The 18,479-nt window shown below is 63.0% G+C and carries 17 protein-coding genes; 15 read left to right on the top strand and 2 right to left on the bottom strand.

Features of this window, described 5'->3' with window-relative positions:
* The first annotated feature begins 1 nt into the window (after nucleotide 1).
* From HR9077_RS16015 to HR9077_RS15985, 7 genes are all read left to right on the top strand, one after another.
* Nucleotides 2-1,255, top strand: a complete 1,254-nt coding sequence (locus tag HR9077_RS16015; RefSeq protein ID WP_136068078.1) for a PucR family transcriptional regulator — start codon at nucleotides 2-4, stop codon at nucleotides 1,253-1,255.
* A 10-nt stretch (nucleotides 1,256-1,265) separates the two neighbouring features.
* Nucleotides 1,266-2,516: a cytosine deaminase gene (codA, locus tag HR9077_RS16010; protein WP_136068077.1), complete on the top strand. Its 1,251-nt coding sequence runs from the start codon at nucleotides 1,266-1,268 to the stop codon at nucleotides 2,514-2,516.
* Nucleotides 2,517-2,771: 255 nt separating this feature from the next.
* Nucleotides 2,772-3,899, top strand: a complete 1,128-nt coding sequence (locus HR9077_RS16005; RefSeq protein ID WP_210725947.1) for an isopenicillin N synthase family dioxygenase — start codon at nucleotides 2,772-2,774, stop codon at nucleotides 3,897-3,899.
* 46 nt (nucleotides 3,900-3,945) lie between these two features.
* Nucleotides 3,946-5,046: a BMP family ABC transporter substrate-binding protein gene (locus HR9077_RS16000; protein WP_168380974.1), complete on the top strand. Its 1,101-nt coding sequence runs from the start codon at nucleotides 3,946-3,948 to the stop codon at nucleotides 5,044-5,046.
* A complete protein-coding gene (locus HR9077_RS15995; protein ID WP_136068073.1) occupies nucleotides 5,043-6,563 on the top strand; it encodes an ABC transporter ATP-binding protein in 1,521 nt (506 codons plus the stop codon). Before HR9077_RS16000 ends, HR9077_RS15995 begins: the two co-directional genes overlap by 4 nt.
* On the top strand, nucleotides 6,556-7,635 hold the full coding sequence (locus HR9077_RS15990) for an ABC transporter permease (protein ID WP_136068072.1): 1,080 nt from the start codon (nucleotides 6,556-6,558) through the stop codon (nucleotides 7,633-7,635). The genes HR9077_RS15995 and HR9077_RS15990 overlap by 8 nt, the downstream gene beginning before the upstream one ends.
* A 14-nt stretch (nucleotides 7,636-7,649) precedes the next feature.
* Entirely contained in the window at nucleotides 7,650-8,576 is a 927-nt protein-coding gene (locus HR9077_RS15985) for an ABC transporter permease (protein WP_136068070.1), read from the top strand.
* Between the two features lie 23 nt (nucleotides 8,577-8,599).
* Here HR9077_RS15985 and HR9077_RS15980 read toward each other — a convergent pair whose 3' ends face one another.
* Nucleotides 8,600-9,460 (bottom strand): nitrilase-related carbon-nitrogen hydrolase, encoded by an 861-nt coding sequence (locus HR9077_RS15980; protein ID WP_136068068.1) that lies wholly within the window; start codon nucleotides 9,458-9,460, stop codon nucleotides 8,600-8,602.
* 270 nt (nucleotides 9,461-9,730) lie between these two features.
* On the opposite strand from HR9077_RS15980, the gene HR9077_RS15975 reads away from it, so the two are divergent.
* From HR9077_RS15975 to HR9077_RS22495, 8 genes are all read left to right on the top strand, one after another.
* Nucleotides 9,731-10,396 (top strand): ABC transporter permease, encoded by a 666-nt coding sequence (locus tag HR9077_RS15975; RefSeq protein WP_136068066.1) that lies wholly within the window; start codon nucleotides 9,731-9,733, stop codon nucleotides 10,394-10,396.
* Nucleotides 10,397-10,430: 34 nt separating this feature from the next.
* The gene (locus HR9077_RS15970; RefSeq protein ID WP_136068064.1) at nucleotides 10,431-11,597 is read left to right on the top strand and encodes an ABC transporter ATP-binding protein; all 1,167 of its coding nucleotides are present in this window, start codon (nucleotides 10,431-10,433) and stop codon (nucleotides 11,595-11,597) included.
* Between the two features lie 4 nt (nucleotides 11,598-11,601).
* A complete protein-coding gene (locus HR9077_RS15965) occupies nucleotides 11,602-12,333 on the top strand; it encodes an ABC transporter permease (protein WP_136068062.1) in 732 nt (243 codons plus the stop codon).
* 38 nt (nucleotides 12,334-12,371) lie between these two features.
* Nucleotides 12,372-13,262 carry a glycine betaine ABC transporter substrate-binding protein gene (locus HR9077_RS15960; RefSeq protein ID WP_136068060.1) on the top strand — a complete coding sequence of 297 codons (891 nt, stop codon included), beginning with the start codon at nucleotides 12,372-12,374 and terminating at the stop codon, nucleotides 13,260-13,262.
* Between the two features lie 39 nt (nucleotides 13,263-13,301).
* Entirely contained in the window at nucleotides 13,302-14,189 is an 888-nt protein-coding gene (locus tag HR9077_RS15955; RefSeq protein WP_136068058.1) for a glycine betaine ABC transporter substrate-binding protein, read from the top strand.
* 70 nt (nucleotides 14,190-14,259) lie between these two features.
* Nucleotides 14,260-15,102 carry a nitrilase-related carbon-nitrogen hydrolase gene (locus tag HR9077_RS15950; protein WP_136068056.1) on the top strand — a complete coding sequence of 281 codons (843 nt, stop codon included), beginning with the start codon at nucleotides 14,260-14,262 and terminating at the stop codon, nucleotides 15,100-15,102.
* A gap of 14 nt (nucleotides 15,103-15,116) precedes the next feature.
* Nucleotides 15,117-16,421: an MmgE/PrpD family protein gene (locus HR9077_RS15945; protein ID WP_136068054.1), complete on the top strand. Its 1,305-nt coding sequence runs from the start codon at nucleotides 15,117-15,119 to the stop codon at nucleotides 16,419-16,421.
* Nucleotides 16,422-16,864: 443 nt separating this feature from the next.
* On the top strand, nucleotides 16,865-17,173 hold the full coding sequence (locus tag HR9077_RS22495; protein WP_210725946.1) for a DUF2845 domain-containing protein: 309 nt from the start codon (nucleotides 16,865-16,867) through the stop codon (nucleotides 17,171-17,173).
* 47 nt (nucleotides 17,174-17,220) lie between these two features.
* On the opposite strand, the gene HR9077_RS15935 is transcribed toward HR9077_RS22495, so the two are convergent.
* On the bottom strand, nucleotides 17,221-18,330 hold the full coding sequence (locus HR9077_RS15935) for a hypothetical protein (protein ID WP_136068052.1): 1,110 nt from the start codon (nucleotides 18,328-18,330) through the stop codon (nucleotides 17,221-17,223).
* Nucleotides 18,331-18,479 lie beyond the last annotated feature (149 nt).

Raw genomic sequence — 18,479 nt, 5'->3', positions numbered from 1 at the left:
TATGGCGATAACCTGCGCCGAGATACCGCGGCTGCCCGGCCTGGAGGAAATCCGTTTCCGGGCTGGCCTGCAGGGCGGAAACCGCCCCGTTCGCTGGCCCTATGTCGCGGAAAACGACACCATCGCGGCGTGGGTGCGGGGCGGCGAGCTGGTATTCGTCACCGGTATCAACCTGCATCGCAGCGAAGCCAACCTGAAGCAACTGGTGAACGAGGCGGTGGAACACCAGGTCGCGGGACTGGTGATACTCACCGGCCCCGAGTATATCCGCGAGATCCCCGCCGGTGTTCTGGATCTCGCCAACTCGCTCAATTTCCCGATTCTCGAGCAGCCCTACTCGCTGAAGATGGTGCTGGTGACCGAGGTGATCAGTAACGCCATCGTTCAGGACAACCTGATCGGCCAGTCCACCAAGCTGTTCTTGACCCGACTGATCAACGGCTTCGCCGACGCGCCGGAGCTCATCCACCTGCGCGCCGCCGAGCTGGGCCTGAACGACGACCGTCCTTATGCGGTGGTGTCCGTGCGCCTTTCGGCCTTTCACCAGCGCCTGCTCAGCGAGGATCCCGACCAGCGCTGGCAACTGATCCATCAGCGCAACCAACTGGAACAACAATTCGGCGAGCTGCTGAAACGACGCGGCATCGACTGGCCCGTACTGGTGCTGGAGCAGGATCTGATCGCCATCTGGCCCGCGGACAGGAACCACGCCAGCGCCTTGTCCGACGACCTTGACGCCGCGCTGAGCCAGCTACAGAGCCGGATGCCGGAGCTGACACTCTATGCCGGCGCCAGCGACCTGCAGCCGGGGCTCAGCCAGCTCTCATCCGCCGTTGAGCAATCCCGGCAGGCGGTGCAGTTTGCCGTGCAGCACGGTGGCCAGCGGCTGTTTTTCTACGACCAGCTGGGCATCGCCCGTCTGTTCGCGGCGATCCCCCAGCGCAACCTGCTGGCCCAGTTCTGCCAGCAGCAGCTTGGCAGCCTCTGCTTCGCCCGGGATGACCGGTCGTTGCAGCTGAAAGAAACCCTGACCCAGTACCTGAATCTGTTCGGCAACCAGCAGCAGACCGCCGAAAGCCTGGGTGTCCACCGCAACACCTTGAGACACCGCCTGAAACGGATCGAGCAACTGATCGACCATCGCCTTGGCGATGCCTTCGTGCGGCTCAACCTGCAGAACGCCCTGCTGATCGAGCAGATTCTATTTCAGCATCACGATATCGACAGCCAGCTCCCCACGGCGAGGGATCATTGAAGAGGTTCTCATGAAAATCGTTAACGCCCGCCTGCGGCACAAACCCCAGCTCCACACCCTGGAGATCGCCGATGGGCTATTCGGCCGGATCGGCGAACAAGGCGACGCCATCGCTTGCCCCGAAGGGGCCATCGATGCCGGCGGCAAACTGCTGTGCGCACCCTTCGTGGAGCCCCACATCCACCTGGATGCGGCGCTGACCGCCGGGGAACCCAACTGGAACCAGAGCGGCACCCTGTTCGAGGGCATCGAGCGCTGGAGCGAACGCAAGCCGATGCTGGACGAGGCCGATATTCGTCGCCGCGTACTGGACACCATCGAGCTTCTGGTACGGAACGGCGTGCAGCATATCCGCACCCATGCGGATATCTCCGACCCCAGCCTGATAGGCCTGAAGACCCTTTGTACCCTGCGCGACGAACTCAAGGAGAAGATCGATCTACAGGTGGTCGCCTTTCCCCAGGATGGTCTGCTCTCCTTTCCCGACGGCTTACAGCTGATGGAAGAGGCGCTGGAGTTCGGCGCCGATGTGGTCGGCGGTATCCCGCACTTCGAGTACACCCGCGAGCTGGGCGTGGAATCGATGAAGACGGTGATCGGGCTGGCGAGGAAGTACGACCGCCTGGTGGATGTACACTGTGACGAGATCGACGACCCCCACTCCCGTTTTCTCGAAGTACTCGCCTGCGAAGCGCTGTTCAACGAGCTGGGCCCGCGCGTCACCGCCAGCCACACCACGGCGATGCACTCCTACGACAACGCCTACTGCTCCAAACTGTTCCGTCTGCTGAAGAACTCCGGCATCAATTTCATCTCCTGCCCCACGGAAAGCATCCACCTGCAGGGCAGGTTCGACAGCTACCCGAAACGTCGCGGCCTGACACGAGTCAAGGAGCTGCGTGACGCCGGTATCAACGTCTGCTTCGCCGAGGATTCGATCTTCGACCCCTGGTACTCCCTCGGTAATGGAAAACTGCTGCGCAGCCTGGATTTCGGCCTGCATATCTGCCAGATGATGGGCTATCGCGACTTCGAGAGCGCACTCGACCTGATCACCGACAACAGCGCCCGCACCCTGAACATCCAGGATCGCTACGGCATCGAAACCGGCAGGCCCGGCAATTTCATCCTGCTTGACGGGGAAGACGACTACAGCGTGCTGCGCAACCAGGGTGAAGTCCTGCTCTCGGTCCGTCAGGGCGAGATCATCATGCAGCGTGAACCCTCGCGGGTAACCAGCGAACGCTATATTTCAGCGTGACTCACACCGGGCCGGCGCACCATGCCGGCCCATTCTTGAGATCTAGCGCGCCAATTCCGCGCACCCGTTTCCAACCAGGCATGACCGTGCTTTCCAGGCCGAGGCGCTCCCGACTGAACCGGACGACGCCTGCAGGCCGCCAAGCCCTGATTGGGCAACATGCACAATCCTATCGGTAGCTAACTGTTCAATTCCCACTACTGGATTTTTCCTTCCAGGCCTTCCCCCATTTGGTACGCACCTTGCAAAGACAAGTTGAACGCAATCCATCTGGCCGGTCACTCGACGAACAACGTGCACAGTCAATCAATGCTCCGACCGGAACCCAATCAGGAATCGACAATGGCCACAGTGCTCACCGGCAACGGCCCCCGCGCCGTCAACAGCAGCGACCTCGACAGCCTCGTTGTCCCGTTCTCGTCAATACCGGTCATCGATTTTTCCGCCATGTACCGCGATGACGTGGACGCTCGCCATGCTGTCGGCGCAGCGGTGCGCAAGGCGTGCACCGAGGTGGGCTTTTTCTATGCCAAGGGCCATGGCGTTCCACAGAAAGTGATCGACCGGACGTTCAAAGCCGCTCATCAATTTTTCGATCTGCCGCTCGAAGAAAAGATGAAGGTCGATATCGCCAATTCTCCAAACCTTCGCGGCTATACCGGCCTGCTGGAAGAGAACACCAATATTGAAGGTCTGGGCGACCTGCATGAGGGCTTCGATATCGCGCTGGATCTGCCGGAAGACGATCCCGACGTCATGGCCGGCAAGTTCGGTTACGGCCCCAACCAGTGGCCGGAGAACCTGCCCGGTTTCAAGGAGGCGCTGCTGGATTACCAGGGCGCCGTACTGGATTTCGGCCAGAAGATCTTTTCCGCCTTCGCGCTGGCGCTGGATCTGGAAGAGGACTTCTTCGCGCCGCTGAGCACCAAACCGATGGCGCAGATGCGGGTGCTATCCTACCCGAGCCAGGACGGCCCCATCGACGAGCACCAGATCGGCATCGGCCCGCACTCCGATTACGAATGCTTCACCATCCTCTGTACCGATGAGATCCCCTCGCTGCAGGTACTGAATTGTGCCGGCGAGTGGATTCAGGCCCCACCGATCCCCGGCGCATTCATCGTCAACGTCGGCGATCTGATGGCGCGCTGGACCAACGGCTACTTCGCCTCCACCCTGCATCGCGCCATCAATAGATCCGGCAAGCAGCGCTACTCCATCCCGTTTTTCTACGGCCCCGACTCCGACGCCATGATCGAGGTCCTGCCCTCGTGCCAGAACGAGGACTGGCCCGCGCAGTTCGAACCGATCAAGGCCAGCGACTACATCCAGTCGCGCTTCAACGAAACCTATGCCCATCGCAGCGCGGAAGAGCAGTCCTGAAGGACCGCTGCCGTCGAGTCCGCCCCCTACCCGGAGACCCCCTTCGATGCGTAACCCGATTTCGCCCCCTGTGCTCTCGCTGGCCGCTATCGCCGGCAGCCTGCTGCTTGCCAACCCGACCCGGGCCGAGCCTTTCCAGTTGCAAGGCGATCCCAGGATCGCCTTCATCTATGCCGCCACCGCCCGCGACGGTGGCTGGAACGAGGCGATAGACAACGCCCGCCAGGAGGTTGCCGATGAGCTGGGTTACCCGATTGCCGTGGCGGAAAGCATTCCTGAAGACGCCAGCACCCTGAAGAACGCCATCGACCTATATGTACAGCGCGGCTTCAATATCATTGTCGGCACCACCTATGGCTACTCCGACGGCATTGCCGAAGCGGCCGAAAAATACCCGCATGTGGCATTCGTGAACGCTTCCGGCACGACCAATTCCGACAACCTGGAAAGCTTCTACGCCCGTACCTACGAAGGCTGGTATCTGGCAGGCATCGCGGCCGGCGCCGTGGCCGACAACGACAGGCTGGGCATGCTGGCAGGCTTTCCGGTCAGCGTGGTCAACTGGGATATCAACGGCTTCGCTCGTGGCGTACGGGTAAGCAACCCGGATGCGTCCGTCTCGGTGCTATACACCAACTCCTGGTGGGACCCGGTGAAGGAGGGGCAGGCCACCAAGTCGCTGCTCGAGCAGGACACCTCAGTCATCGCCAACAACCTGTCCTCCGCCTCCCCCTTCACCGAAGCGGAGAAAGCGGATGCCTACAGCGTCGGTTTCCAGCTCGACATGAGCGCGCAGGCGCCCAAGGGGCACCTCACCTCCGTGGTTTTCCACTGGGACAAGTACCTGATCCCCACCATCGAGGCAATCGCCGCAGGCACCTGGGAACCCAACCGCAACGGCGCCTTCCCCGGCATCGCCGAGGGTGTCGTGGATATCACCCCGCTGCCGGACAGCGTACCCGCCGAGGTCAAGCAGGTCGTCGCCGACAAGCGCGCCGCCATCATTGCCGGTGAGCTGACCCCGTTCGATGGGCCGCTGGTCGCCCAGGACGGCACCGAGAAACTGCCCGGCGGCGAATCCCTCGGCGATGAGCAGCTCTGGGCGATGGATTACCTGGTCCAGGGCACGGTCGGGGGCGGCCAATGAGTCAGGGTTCCGCCCTGCTGACCCTGAGCGCCATCGACAAGAGCTTCGATGTTCACCGAGTTCTCGACTCGGTGTCCTTCGAACTCGCCAAAGGCGAGGTTCACGCCCTGCTCGGTGAGAACGGGGCGGGCAAGTCGACCCTGATGAATATCCTCATCGGCGTGTACAGCGCCGATGCCGGCACCCTGGAACTGGAAGGCAAGCCGCTGAAGATCGCCAGGCCCGTCGACAGCGCGCGCCATGGCATCGGCATGGTCCATCAGCATTTCCGCCTGGTGGACCGTCTGACGTTGACGGAAAACCTGCTGCTCGCCGCCGATGATCACCCGGGGCTGAAACGCCGCGCCACCGCCCGCGACACACTGCTGGCCACAGCCAGGGAGATCGGCTTCACGCTCGACCCCGATTGCCCGGTGGGCGAGCTATCCGTGGCGGAGAAGCAGCGTGCCGAGATCTGCAAGGTGCTGGCACTGGGTGCACGCATCCTGATCCTGGACGAGCCCACCGCCGTGCTGACCGACTCCGAAGCCTCCTCCATGCTCGGCGCTATCCGTCGCATGGCGGAATCGGGCCGCAGCATCATCCTGATCACCCACAAGTTGCGCGAGGTAGTCGGCTTCAGCCATCGCGTGACGATCATGCGCCGTGGCAAGACCGTGGCTGCCGGGCTGGATACCGGCGACCTGTCCATCGAGAAGATCTCCAGCCTGATGATGGGCGCCTCCGCATCAAGCGTCAGTCCGGACAAGGCCCCGGGCAGTGTCCGGCCCCATGGGCCGGATCTGCTTGCCGTCTCCCACCTGCATGCGCAACGCGACGACGGCGCACCAGCGCTGAACGACGTGAGCCTTCGCGTGCGCGCCGGTGAAATCCTGGGCCTGGCCGGTGTGGGCGGTAACGGCCAGCATGAACTGGTGGAAACGCTCTGCGGCCTCCGCTCGGCCAGCGCCGGCAGTGTCATGGTCGACGGCGCCGATGCGCTGGGGCTGTCACCCCGACAGCGACGCAAGCTGGGCCTGCGCGTGATTCCCGCCGACCGCATGGCCAGCGCACTGGTGTCGGACCTCGACATCGCTGCCAACCTGGCGCTGACCTCGGTGGTCAGCGGCCGCTTCGGGCGACTCTGGCTCAACCGTCGCCGCATGGCGCGCGAAGCCAAGGCCAGTATCGAACGGCACGAGATCGCCGGTGCCCGGCCTCGGGGGCGAATGGGGCTGCTTTCCGGCGGCAACGCACAGAAAGTCCTGCTGGCCCGCGAGATCGACAGCGGCATGAAGCTGCTGCTGGCCCACTCACCGACACGCGGGCTGGACATACGCGCCGCCGCGGCCGTCCATCAGCGCCTGCGCGAGGCCGCCGCCGGCGGTGCCGCCTGCCTGCTGGTGAGCGAAGACGTGGAAGAGATCATGGCGCTGTCCGACCGCATCTGTGTCGTCAGCGCCGGCAGGGTCACCGGCGAATTGCCCGGCGATGCCAGTGCCGCTGATATAGGGAGGCTGATCCTGGGCCATGAATAGCGTCAGATTGACTCTCGAGCGGCGCCAGCGGATCAGCACGCTGCGCTCGACCACCACCTATGCCCTTGGCCTGCTTATCGGCCTGGCCTGCGGCCTGCTGGTGCTGCTGGCCGCCGGCGCGCCCGCATCGACCCTCCTGAACGACCTGGTGATCCAGGTCTTTTTCAGCGCGATGGGGCTGGCACAGACGTTGACGCTGGCGGTGCCACTGATCCTGGTGGGGCTGTCCGCCACCGCCGCCATGCGCCTGCGCTTCTGGAACGTGGGGATCGAAGGCCAGCTCTGGCTCGGTGCCATCGGCGCGACTCTGGTGGCACTCAATGATGTCGGCAGCGACTCCCTGCGTCTGCCCACCATGCTGATCGCCGCCGCCATCGCGGGAGCGGCGTGGATCGCCGTACCGCTGATATTGAAGCTGAAGGCCGGCGTGAACGAGCTGGTGGTCACCCTGCTGCTGTCCAACGTGGCCTACCTGCTGTTGCAGCATCTGCTGTTCGGCGCCTGGAAGGATCCGGTGAACAGCTTTCCGGTCTCGCCCCGTTACGACGACAGCGAGCAACTCGCCAGCCTGGGGTTCGGCAACCTCCATTCGGGCCTCTATATCGCCCTGGGTATCACGCTGCTGATGGCGATTCTGGTGCAGAAGAGCCGAACCGGTTTCTACGTCGATGTCATCGGCCACAACCGCCCCGCGGCGCTGGCCGCCGGCATTCCGGTGACCGCCACCATCACGCTGATGATCCTCCTCTCCGGCGCGCTGGCCGGACTGGCGGGCGGCCTGATCGTGACCGGTGTCGAACATCGCCTGACCCAGACCATCGGCATCAACACCACCTTCAGCGGCATCGTGATCGCCTTTATCGCCCGCTTCAATCCGCTGGCGGTACTGCCCACGGCCATCGTGCTGGCGGGCATCTACAACGCTGGGGGCACGCTGAAGGTGTTCTACGGCATTCCGGACGCCATCGTGGTACTGATCCAGGGCATCGTGCTGCTGACGCTGCTGATGATTCAGTTCTTCCGCAGCTACCGCGTATCACTGTTGATCCCGTCAAGAAAACAGCCCGCTTAAGCGCACGAGGTCATATGGAACCGTTCATCACCAGTTGGCTGGGCAGCACACCGGCTTTCGCCATCCCTCTCGCGCTGGCGAGCATGGGGCTGGTGCTCTGTGAGCGCGCCGGTGTCCTCAACATGGGCGCCGAGGGCTACATGGCGCTGGGCGCCATGACCGCCGCGGTACTGACACTGACACTGGGCAACCCGGCCATCGGCATCGTCTGCGCCGTGCTGGCCGGCGCGGCACTGGCCTTGTTATTCGGCTTTGCCGTGGTGATCATGCGCTGCGAACAGATACTGGCCGGCCTGGCCACCATGGCCGTGGGGCTGGGGATCGCCGGCGTGGTCGGGCGGCCTTACGTCCACAAGAGTTTCGAAGGGCTGCAGCCGCTGGATCTACCGGTACTGGATCGGGTGCCATTGATCGGCCAACTGATGTTCAACCAGGACGTCCTGGTCTATCTCACGGTGCTGACAAGCGTCGCGCTCTGGTTGCTGCTGGAACGTACCCGAGCCGGTCTGAAAATCCGCGCCGTGGGCGAAGACCCCGCCAGTGCCGACGTGGCAGGCGTGCAGGTGCAGGTTCAGCAATTGGCGGCAATCACCGCCAGCGGCGCGCTATGTGGCCTGGGCGGCGCTTACCTGTCGGTGGCAAGCAGCAGCATCTGGGTGGAAAACATGGTGGCCGGGCGCGGCTGGATCGCCCTGGCACTGGTGGTATTCGCCCGCTGGGACCCGCTCAAGGCCCTGGCCGGCGCCTTCCTGTTCGGCGCCATCGAGGCCCTGTTGCCACGCCTTCAGGCGATCGGCGTACCCGCTCCGACCTACCTGATGAACATGCTGCCCTACCTGTTCACCATCGCCGTGCTGCTGGTAACCGCCTGGTCCGGTTCGAAAAAAGGCATGGCGCCCGCCGCCCTCGGCAAGCCCTATGTCCGCCAGGATCGGCACTGAAGGGTCGCGCCAGCGGGCCGGGCTCAACCGCGACGCTCGTGCTCCAGGCGACGCGCCAGCAGCGAGGCCACCAGCGGGGTGTCGGCATCGCGATGGGTGGGCAGGGCGTAACGCGCCGCGGCGATGGCCTCGGGGTCGATATCGGCGCTGATCAGCCCCTCGCCGTCCGGGGCCCGCGCGACGACCCGCCCGTCGACGCCGACGATACAGCTGCCGCCCCAGAACCAGGCGTCGCCCTCGGGCCCGTAGCGGTGCGCCATGACCATCGGCGTGGCATACATCATGGCGTAGAAGCTCAGGCAGGTCAGCCAGTTGCCTTCGTCGTCGAAGTCGCCGTCGACCAGGCCGGCGGCGGCATTGATCGGCGCCAGGAGGACATCGGGGCGCTCCAGCATCGCCGCATGGGCCAGCCCCGGATTCCACAGGTCGGCGCAGATCATGACCCCGCACGACAGCGAGCGTTGCGACGCGAGCGTCAGGCGCTTGCCCGGGGTGAAGTGCTTGCCCTCTTCGTGGCCGCCGTAGGTGCACAGGTTGAGCTTGCGATGCACGGCGATGACCTCGCCCCCCTTGAGCAGGGCGGCGGCATTGGCGTACTCCCCGCGGGCGATTGTCTCGACGAAACCCACCACCGTGAGCATCTCGCCCGAGGCCCGGGCCAGTTCAAGAAGCCGGGGATCGTCGCGGGCCATGGCCACATGCGGCGTCTGCGCCATCAACGAATAGCCGGTTAACGAAAGCTCGGGAAAGACGAGCACATCGATGCCCGTTTCCCGGGCCTTGGCTATCCAGTGGCGGTGCGTATCGAAATTCTGTGTCAGGTCACCCAGCACACAATTGATCTGGGCGGCGCCGACTCGGTAGAGAGAAGTGGAAGCACTCATGGCCGCGGTTCTCCGTTGAATTGTCGGAGCATAAATAACTGTTTTCAGTATTTAAAGGATACGGTCCGTGGCCAGGATTTCATACTTTCATAGCACCATGAGCGTTCAAAATGAATAGCATTTCACATCCCAATGGACCACCCATCTTTAGCGCTGAAAAAGCGTGTTATGCTCGGCGAATAATTCGAAATTATAAAACGCCAGCCTATCCAGAAATTTACCCGCTCATGAAAGGAGCCTCGTCCCCGGGGCTCGTAGAGGGCAATGCCTGTGGAACTCATACAATACGTCCTCGATAACCTCGAGCTGCTGTTCGACCTGACCCTGGAGCACATCTCGCTGGTCGGGGTCGCGGTGGGCATCGCCACCTTGACGGGCGTGCCGATCGGCATCGCCATCACCAAGGACGAGCGTCTGGCCAAGGGCGTGCTGTACCTGGCCTCGGTCATCGTGACCATCCCCTCGATCGCGCTGTTCGGGGTGATGATTCCGCTGCTGTCGATCTTCGGCTACGGCATCGGCTATGTGCCCGCCGTGATTGCCGTGCTGCTCTATTCGCAGCTGCCGATCATCCGCAACACCTACACCGCGATCAACAACGTCAACCCGGCGCTGCGCGAAGCCGCCCGCGGCCTCGGCATGAGCCAGAACCAGCGCCTGCGCATGGTCGAGATCCCCCTGGCCGTGCCGGTGATCATGGCCGGTGTGCGCACCGCCGTGGTGCTCAATATCGGCGTCATGGCGATCGCCGCCTACATCGGCGCCGGCGGCCTGGGCACGCTGATCAGTCGCGGCATCTCGCAGTCCGACCCGCGCCAGCTGATCGTCGGGTCGATCGCGGTGAGCCTGCTGGCGATCGCCGTCGACTATGCCCTGCTGGCCCTGCAGAAGCGCCTGACCCCCAAGGGCATGGAACGCGACGCCAGCGCGATGTGAACGCGCCCACTGCTGACTCGACAAGGGTTTCCCCATGATACGACTCGATAACCTCACCAAGGTCTTCGACACGCCCAAGGGGGCGGTCGTGGCCGCCGACCACATCAACATGGAAGTGCCCGAGGGGGAGATCTGCATCCTGCTCGGCCCCTCCGGCTGCGGCAAGACGACCACGCTGAAGATGATCAACCGCATCATCCGCCCCTCCTCGGGCAAGGTGTTCCTGAACGGCGAGGACACCACCGGCATGAACACCCAGGACCTGCGCCGCAACATCGGCTACGTGATCCAGCAGATCGGGCTGTTTCCCAACATGACCATCGAGGAGAACATCACCGTGGTGCCGCGCCTGCTGGGCTGGGACAAGACCGCCTACAAGAAGCGCGCCCGCGAGCTGATGGACATGATCGCCATGGACGCCGAGGCCTTTCTGAAGCGCTACCCCAGCGAGCTCTCGGGCGGCCAGCAGCAACGCATCGGTGTCGCCCGCGCGCTGGCGGCCGACCCGCCGGTGATGCTGATGGACGAGCCGTTCGGTGCCATCGACCCCATCAACCGGGCGGTCATCCAGGACGAATTCCTGAAGATGCAGGCCGAGCTCAAGAAAACCATCATGTTCGTCAGCCACGACATCGACGAAGCCATCAAGATGGGCGACCGCATCGCGGTGTTCCGCGAGGGCAAGCTCGTCCAGTACTCCCCGCCCGACGACCTGCTCTCGGCGCCGAAGAACGCCTTCATCGAGTCCTTCCTCGGCGAGGACCGCGCGCTCAAGCGGCTCAACCTGGTCAAGGTCCGCGAGGTGTTTTCCGACGACCTGGGCACCGTGCGCCCGGACGACACCCTGGAGACCGCGCTGTCGCGGATCGACGAGTACGGCTACCAGAACGCCATCCTGATGATCAACGACCGCAACGAGCCGGCCGGCATGGTCACGCGCTCGGTAGCGCGCACCACCCGGGGCTTCTGCCGCGATCATTTCCAGGTCGCGCCACCGGTGGCCGAGCTCGACGACGACCTGCGCAAGGTCGCCTCGCAGATGTTCGCCAACGACACCACCTGGATGCCCTGCGTGGATGCGCGCGGCCGGGTCTGCGGGCACATCACCCAGCGGGCGATGACCCACCACCTGGGCTCGCGCTACCGCTCGCGCCCCGGGGACAGCGCGTCGATCCGCTCGGAAGCCGCCACCAAGGAGTAAGCCCATGCCGAGTCGTTCGCTGCAACGTGTGTGCCGCTGGCTGCTGGCGATCGCGCTGTTTCTGGCCGGCGTCTGGGCGCAGCGCAGCGGCATGATCGAGGAGTTCATCTTCTACCTCCCCGACGTGCGCTACCTGGCCGCTCAGCACCTGTTCCTGACCGCCGTGTCGGGCGGGCTGGCGATTCTGGTCGCCGTGCCGCTGGGCATCGTGCTGTCGCGCCCGAGCGTCGACCGCTATGCCGAATCGCTGATGCAGGTGCTCAACGTGGGCACCACCATCCCCACCCTCGCCGTTCTGGCGCTGTCGATGAGCTTTCTCGGCATCGGCACGGTGCCGGCGGTGTTCGGGCTGTTCGTGGCCACCCTGCTGCCGATCGCCCGCAACACCTACGTCGGCCTCAAGGGCGTCTCGCCGGCGCTGATGGAGGCCGCGGCGGGGCTGGGCATGTCGCCCATCCAGCGCCTGTTCCGGGTCGAGCTGCCCAATGCGCTTTATGTAATCTTCGCCGGCGTGCGCACGGCCCTGGCCATCAACGTCGGGACGGTGCCGCTCGCCTTTCTGATCGGCGCCGGCGGGCTCGGCGAGCTGATCTTCACCGGCATCGACCTGTACGACACCGTGATGATGCTGTCCGGCGCGATTCCCACGGCATTGCTGGCCGTGGTCGTCGATGCCCTGGTCGCGCTGATCGCCTTCCTCCTCGTTCCGCGCGGCGTCAATCCCGGCCGGGCCTAGCTTCGCGGCCCGTTCATTCTTTCGACAAGGTAACTCGCATGTTGAAACACCTGACTCGTACGCTGTTGTTCATGGCTTTCACGCTCGGTATCGGCACAGCCACCGCCCAGGCCGAGGAGATCGTCGTCGGCGGCAAGAACTTCACCGAACAGCAGATCCTAACCAGCATGACCGTCCAGTATCTCGAGCATCTGGGCTACGATGTCGACCAGCGCTCCGGCATGGGCACCACCGTGCTGCGCCGCGCCCAGGAGAACGGCCAGGTGGACCTCTACTGGGAGTACACCGGCACTTCGCTGATCAGCTACAACAAGGTGACCGAGAAACTCTCGCCCGAGCAGACCTATCAGCGCGTCAAGCAACTCGACGCCGAGAAGGGCCTGGTGTGGCTCGCGCCCTCCGAGGCCAACAACACCTATGCACTGGCCATGCGCGAAGCGGACGCCGAGCGGCTCGGCATCGAGACCATCTCGGACCTGGCGGCTGCGGTCAACGACGACGCCGAGCTGACGCTGGCCTCGAACGCCACGTTCTACGCCCGTGATGACGGCCTGAGGCCGCTGCAGAAGACCTACGGCTTTCGCTTCGGACGCGCCAACGTCAAGCGCATGGATCAGGGCCTGACGCTACGCGCGCTGACCCAGGGCGAGGTCGACGTCGCCATGACCACGGCCACCAACGGCCAGATACCCTCGCTGCCCATCGTGATTCTCGAAGACGACCGCCAGTTCTTCCCCAACTACGCACTCACCCCGGTCGTCCGCCAGGAGACGCTCGACGCCAACCCCGAACTCGACGAGCAGATGAACCGCGTTTCCGCCCTGCTCGACGACCGGACCATGGCCCGACTCAACTCGCGCGTGGACATCGAAAAGCAGTCCGCCGAGAAGGTCGCCCAGAACTTCCTCGCCGAGCACGGACTACTGTAAAGATTCACGATCACAACAACCCAGAGCAGGAGAGACAAGATGCTACGCAACCTGATCCCCCTGATGGCCGGCCTGGCCCTGACCACCGGCATGGCCACGGCGCAGGCCGACGAGATCGTCGTCGGCGGCAAGAACTTCACCGAACAGCAGCTGCTCAGCAGCATGACCACCCAGTACCTCGAGGGGCTGGGCTACGACGTCACCAAGCGCGCGGGCATGGGCTCTGCCATCCTGCGCCAGGCCCAGGAGAACGGCCAGATCGATCTCTACTGGGAGTACACCGGCACGTCGCTGATCAACTACAACGACGAGTCCGCCGAGGGCCTGACCGCCGAGGAGACCTACGCCAAGGTCAAGGAACTCGATGCCGAAAAGAGCCTGGTGTGGCTCGAACCCTCCGACGCCAACAACACCTACGCGCTGGCAATGCGCGAGAGCGACGCCAATGAGCGCGGGATCGCCTCGATCTCCGACCTGGCGGCCGCCATCAACGAGGGCGAGGCCCTGACCTTCGCCTCGAACGCCGAGTTCTACGCCCGCGAGGATGGTCTGCGCCCACTCCAGCAAGCCTACGACTTCCGCTTCGGCCGCGAGAACGTCAAGCGCATGGACTCGGGCCTGACCTACCCGGCGCTGCGCGACGAGCAGGTCGATGTCGCGCTGGTGTTCGCCACCGACGGGCGCATCCCGGCCTTCGGCTTCACGGTCCTCGAGGACGACAAGAACTACTTCCCCGCCTACTCGCTGACCCCGGTGGCCCGCGAGGAAACCCTCGAGGCCAACCCCGAGCTGGCCGAGCAGATGAATGCCCTCTCCGGGATGCTCGACGCCGAAACCATGGCCTCGCTCAACGCCCGCGTCGACGTCGACAAGGAGTCGATCGAGAACGTCGCGCAGGATTTCCTTGAACAGAACGACCTGCTCTAAGCCGCGACGGGTGTACCGGTAACGACGAAGCCGCCCTCTGGGGCGGCTTTCGTGTCAAGGAACCTCAAGCATGCACTATCAGGACCATCTCCAGGTCGGCAGCGCCCAGATCAACACCGTGCTGGGCGATGTCGACGCCAATCTCGATACCCATCGTCGGCACATCCGGGAGGCACGCGCGCGGGCGCTGGATTTGCTGGTCTTCCCCGAGCTCTCGCTGACCGGCTACGCCCTGGGCCCGCGGGTGCTCGACGTCGCCTGCCCCCGCCACGACCCGCGTCTTCTCGAACTGGCCCGGCACGCCGGCGACATGCAGGTGATCGTCGGCTTCGTCGAGGAAGCGAGCCCCGGCGAGTACTACAACGCCCTGGCCACCCTGCACGCCGGCGAGATCGTCGCCATCCACCGCAAGCTCAACCTGCCCACCTACGGTGGCCTGGAGGAGGGCAAGTGGTTCACCCACGGCGAGACCCTCACCAGCACCGAGGTACGCCCCGGGTGGACGGCCACCTCGCTGATCTGCGCCGATCTGTGGAACCCCGCCCTGGTGCACGCGGCGCTGCTGCCCCGGCCGAGCGTGCTGTGCGCGCCGATCAACTCGGCCTCGGCGATCGTCAGCGAGACCTTCTCCAACGAAGCCAACTGGGCGCTGAACCTGCGCTTCTACGCCATGACCTACGGCACGCCGGTGGTCATGGCCAACCGCTATGGCCCCGAAGGCGATCATCATTTCTGGGGCGGCTCGCGCATCCTCGACCCGCGCGGCGAGACGCTCGCCGAGGCCGAAGCCGGCGAAGGGCTGATCGACGCCACCCTCTCGCGCACCGCCATCGCCCGCGCGCGTTTTGAACTGCCGACCCTGCGCGACGCCGACACGCCGCTGATTCGCCGCCTGATGGACGGCTACCGTTAACCCGAGGAACCCACATGGCCGCTGCCGCCCCACTCGACTGGATTCACAACTTCGACCCCGAGCGCCTGGAGGCCCGCCACTACGAGCACGCCAAGCGTTGCCTGCTCGACCTGGTCGGCGTGGCAGCCGGGGCGACGCGCACCCCGCTCGCCCGGCACGCCCGACGCTTCGCCACCCGCCAGTACGGCGGCGACCGCCCGCTGCTGTTCGCCGAGGGGAATGCCTCGCCGGCCGGCGTCGCGCTTCACGGCGCCTGGCTGATCGATGCCCTCGACGCCCACGACGGCCAGGTGCTGACCAAGGGCCACGCCGGGGTCGCCATCCTGCCCGGGCTGCTGGCCCTGCCCGAGGTCGCATCGCTGAGCGGGCGGCAGTTTCTCGGCCTGCTTGTACTCGGCTACGAAGTCGCCACCCGCGCGGGGATCGCCCTGCATGCCACCAGCCCGGACTACCACACCTCCGGCGCCTGGAACGCCCTGGGCGTGGCCGCCGTGGCCGCGCACCTGCTGGGCCTGGAGCGGGCGACACTGCACGAGGCCCTGGGCATCGCCGAGTTCTACGGCCCGCGCAGCCAGATGATGCGCTGCATCGATCACCCCACCATGGTCAAGGACGGCTCCGGCTGGGGCGCGATGACCGGCATCTCGGCGGCGCTGCTGGCCGAGGACGGCTTCACCGGCGCCCCGGCGGTGAGCGTGACGGACGAGGATGTCGCCGCCATCTGGCGAGACCTGGGCGAGCGCTGGTACCTCCACGAACAGTACTTCAAGGCCTACCCGGTGTGCCGCTGGGCCCAACCGGCGGTGGAAGCCGTGCTGGCCGCCCGTCCGGCGGATCTCGACCCCGAACGGGTGGCGCGCATCGAAATCGTCACCTTCCACGAGGGCAAGCGCCTGCACGTGACGCACCCGACCACCACCGAGCAGGCCCAGTACAGCCTGCCCTGGCCGGTGGCCTGCGCGCTGGCCACCGGCACCGTGGCGGTGGACGGCATCACCGAGCGGCTGGGCGACCCGGCGCTGGCGCGCCTCGCCGAGTGTGTCGAGATTCGCGAGAGCGACGACTTCAACGCCCGCTTCCCCGCCGAGCGCTGGGCCAGTGCCGTTCTGCACCTGGATGACGGCACCCGCCTGGAAAGCCCGGCCTGCGAGGCGCGCGGCAACCCCACCAACCCGCTCGCCGATGCCGAACTGCTGGCAAAGTACGACGCCCTGGCCGAGCCCGTGCTGGGCGAACGGGCGACACGGCTGCGCGAGGTAGTGATGAGCCTGGAGACACGCCCCGCCAGCGACCTGCTGGCCCTGCTGGGCGCGCCCTGACGACGCCAGCAGGCCCAGAACGACACTCGGCGCCTCCCAAGGGAAGGCGCCGAGTGCGTTTGAGGCGGCATTATCGAGATCGGCAAGCTTGATGGAGCATGGGTGCGGCTGCGGTTCGCTTGCCTCCGTCTGATCAAGACTCACGCAGCCTGACGTGCGCTGAGTGCGAGCGGATAGAGCGTCTCCCTAGCATCCAGCGCATCAATAGGAGGTGTGGTAAGAATGCGGCCGTGACACTCCGGCTGGCAGAAGCCTGATGGATAAGGAAACCATATTGAGATAGCTTTGGTTGTGGGGGTGAATTGATCCCGCTAACCTGAAACCACCCTTAGTTATTGGTAAGCTGGACCAGCAGCTACGCTCGATGGCTACAACACAGGGCTGAGATATAGTGTTTGGAATTACGCTCTTAAAAGCTGGCTGTGCCAAGAGAGAATGTCATTATGATGGCTAGATATGTTCATGTCGCTATAGTAGCTTTTTTGTTAGCTATATCCAGTATTGCAAGGCCTGCTCATGCGATGCGCTGCAATGGTGATTTAGTAAGCATAGGTGACTTAACATTTGATGTGGCCAGAATTTGCGGCGAGCCCAAATGGAAGCAAGTCTCTCCTCCTGAAACAATAAATGGGCGCATTGTGAAAGGCGCTGTTAGGGTTGAGCGCTGGGTATATGGGCCGAAAAATGGTGTGTACCTATATCTTCGCTTTGTTAATGGCGAACTTAGGTCAATTGATAGCCAGAGAGAATGAGAAACAAGCCTGTGGGTGGTTATATGAATCACCCACAGAGCCAGAGTTTAGCCGGCCGAAGAAATGATATCCAAGATGGTGTCAATGGGGGTGGAATAGGCATTGGTAACTATTATCCTCGTATTATTACCTGCTGCATTTACAGCTTGCTGTAGGTGATCACTGGTCAAACTTGACCCATCAAATACAGCCGTGAGTTTTTTGTTATTTCCCGCTGCTGAAATTATATCAAGCAGTGTTGATACACTAATATCTCCCGCAGTATTGACACTTAAACTGGTGTTGTTTCCAGCTGCTCTCAGTGCTTCCTGAAGCATGTTTGAGTCAAGCTGGGAGCCATTGAAATCAGCACTAAAGAGTTTGATGTTTCCCGCAGCTTGAAAGATATTGAGTATCCGCTGCACAGGTAAAGCCTGGGTAGTATTGACACTAAGACTTGTATTGTTGCCAGAAGCTCTAAGAGCTCCTTGTAGCATGCCGGTATCAAGCTGAGCGCCATTAAAATCAGCGCTAAGAGCCTTAGTATCACCTGCAGCCTGTAAAATACTATTTATGCGTTGCTCAGACAGCGCCTGGGTAGTATTAATACTAAGGCTTGTATTATCGCCTGCGGCATTAAGAGCTTCTTGAAGCATGCCAGCATTGAGTTGCGCACCATTAAAGTCGGCGCTAAGGTTTTTATTATTTCCTGCAACCCCTAGGAGGCTGAGCAAGTGAGTTATGTTTAGATATTGTGCGGTATTTATCGATATGCGTGTTTTTTGCCCCGATGCCTTTATTGCTCGCTCCAGGTTATTACCTGTTGGCTGCGCCCCATTAAATGTTGCGCTAAATGACTTCTGATCTCCTGCTAAGCCGATAGCATCTAGCAAATAGGATATCCGAGTCGTCTGGGCCGTGTTGACACTAATGCTTGTCTTATCACCAGCTGCTCTCACCGCGCTTTGCAAATCGCCATCGTCAATTTGTGCTCCATTGTAATCCGCGCTTAAACTCTTCGTGTCACCCGCCAAGCTAAACAGCTTTTCGACTGTAGCATTGCTAAAAAACTGAGTGGTTCTGATGCTTATCGATGTGTTGGAGCCAGCAGCAGAAATAGCTTGCTCTAGGTAATCTCTCGTAAGACGAGATGCATCATAGCTCAATGATAATTTCATATGCCTGGTGCCTCTTATGGGTTAATTTATGTTTTCACCACTATTTTAGAATAGTAGGCATACAGTTAGCGCGCAAACGAATGCCTGGCATCTGCGGCTTAACGTCGATTGACATAGCGCTACACGAAAGATGTACACACGAAAACGCC

Source organism: Modicisalibacter radicis (genome assembly GCF_900961225.1).
Classification (GTDB): Bacteria; Pseudomonadota; Gammaproteobacteria; order Pseudomonadales; family Halomonadaceae; genus Modicisalibacter.
Note: the sequence above shows the minus strand (reverse complement) of the source record. Positions and strands in the feature narration are given on the sequence as shown.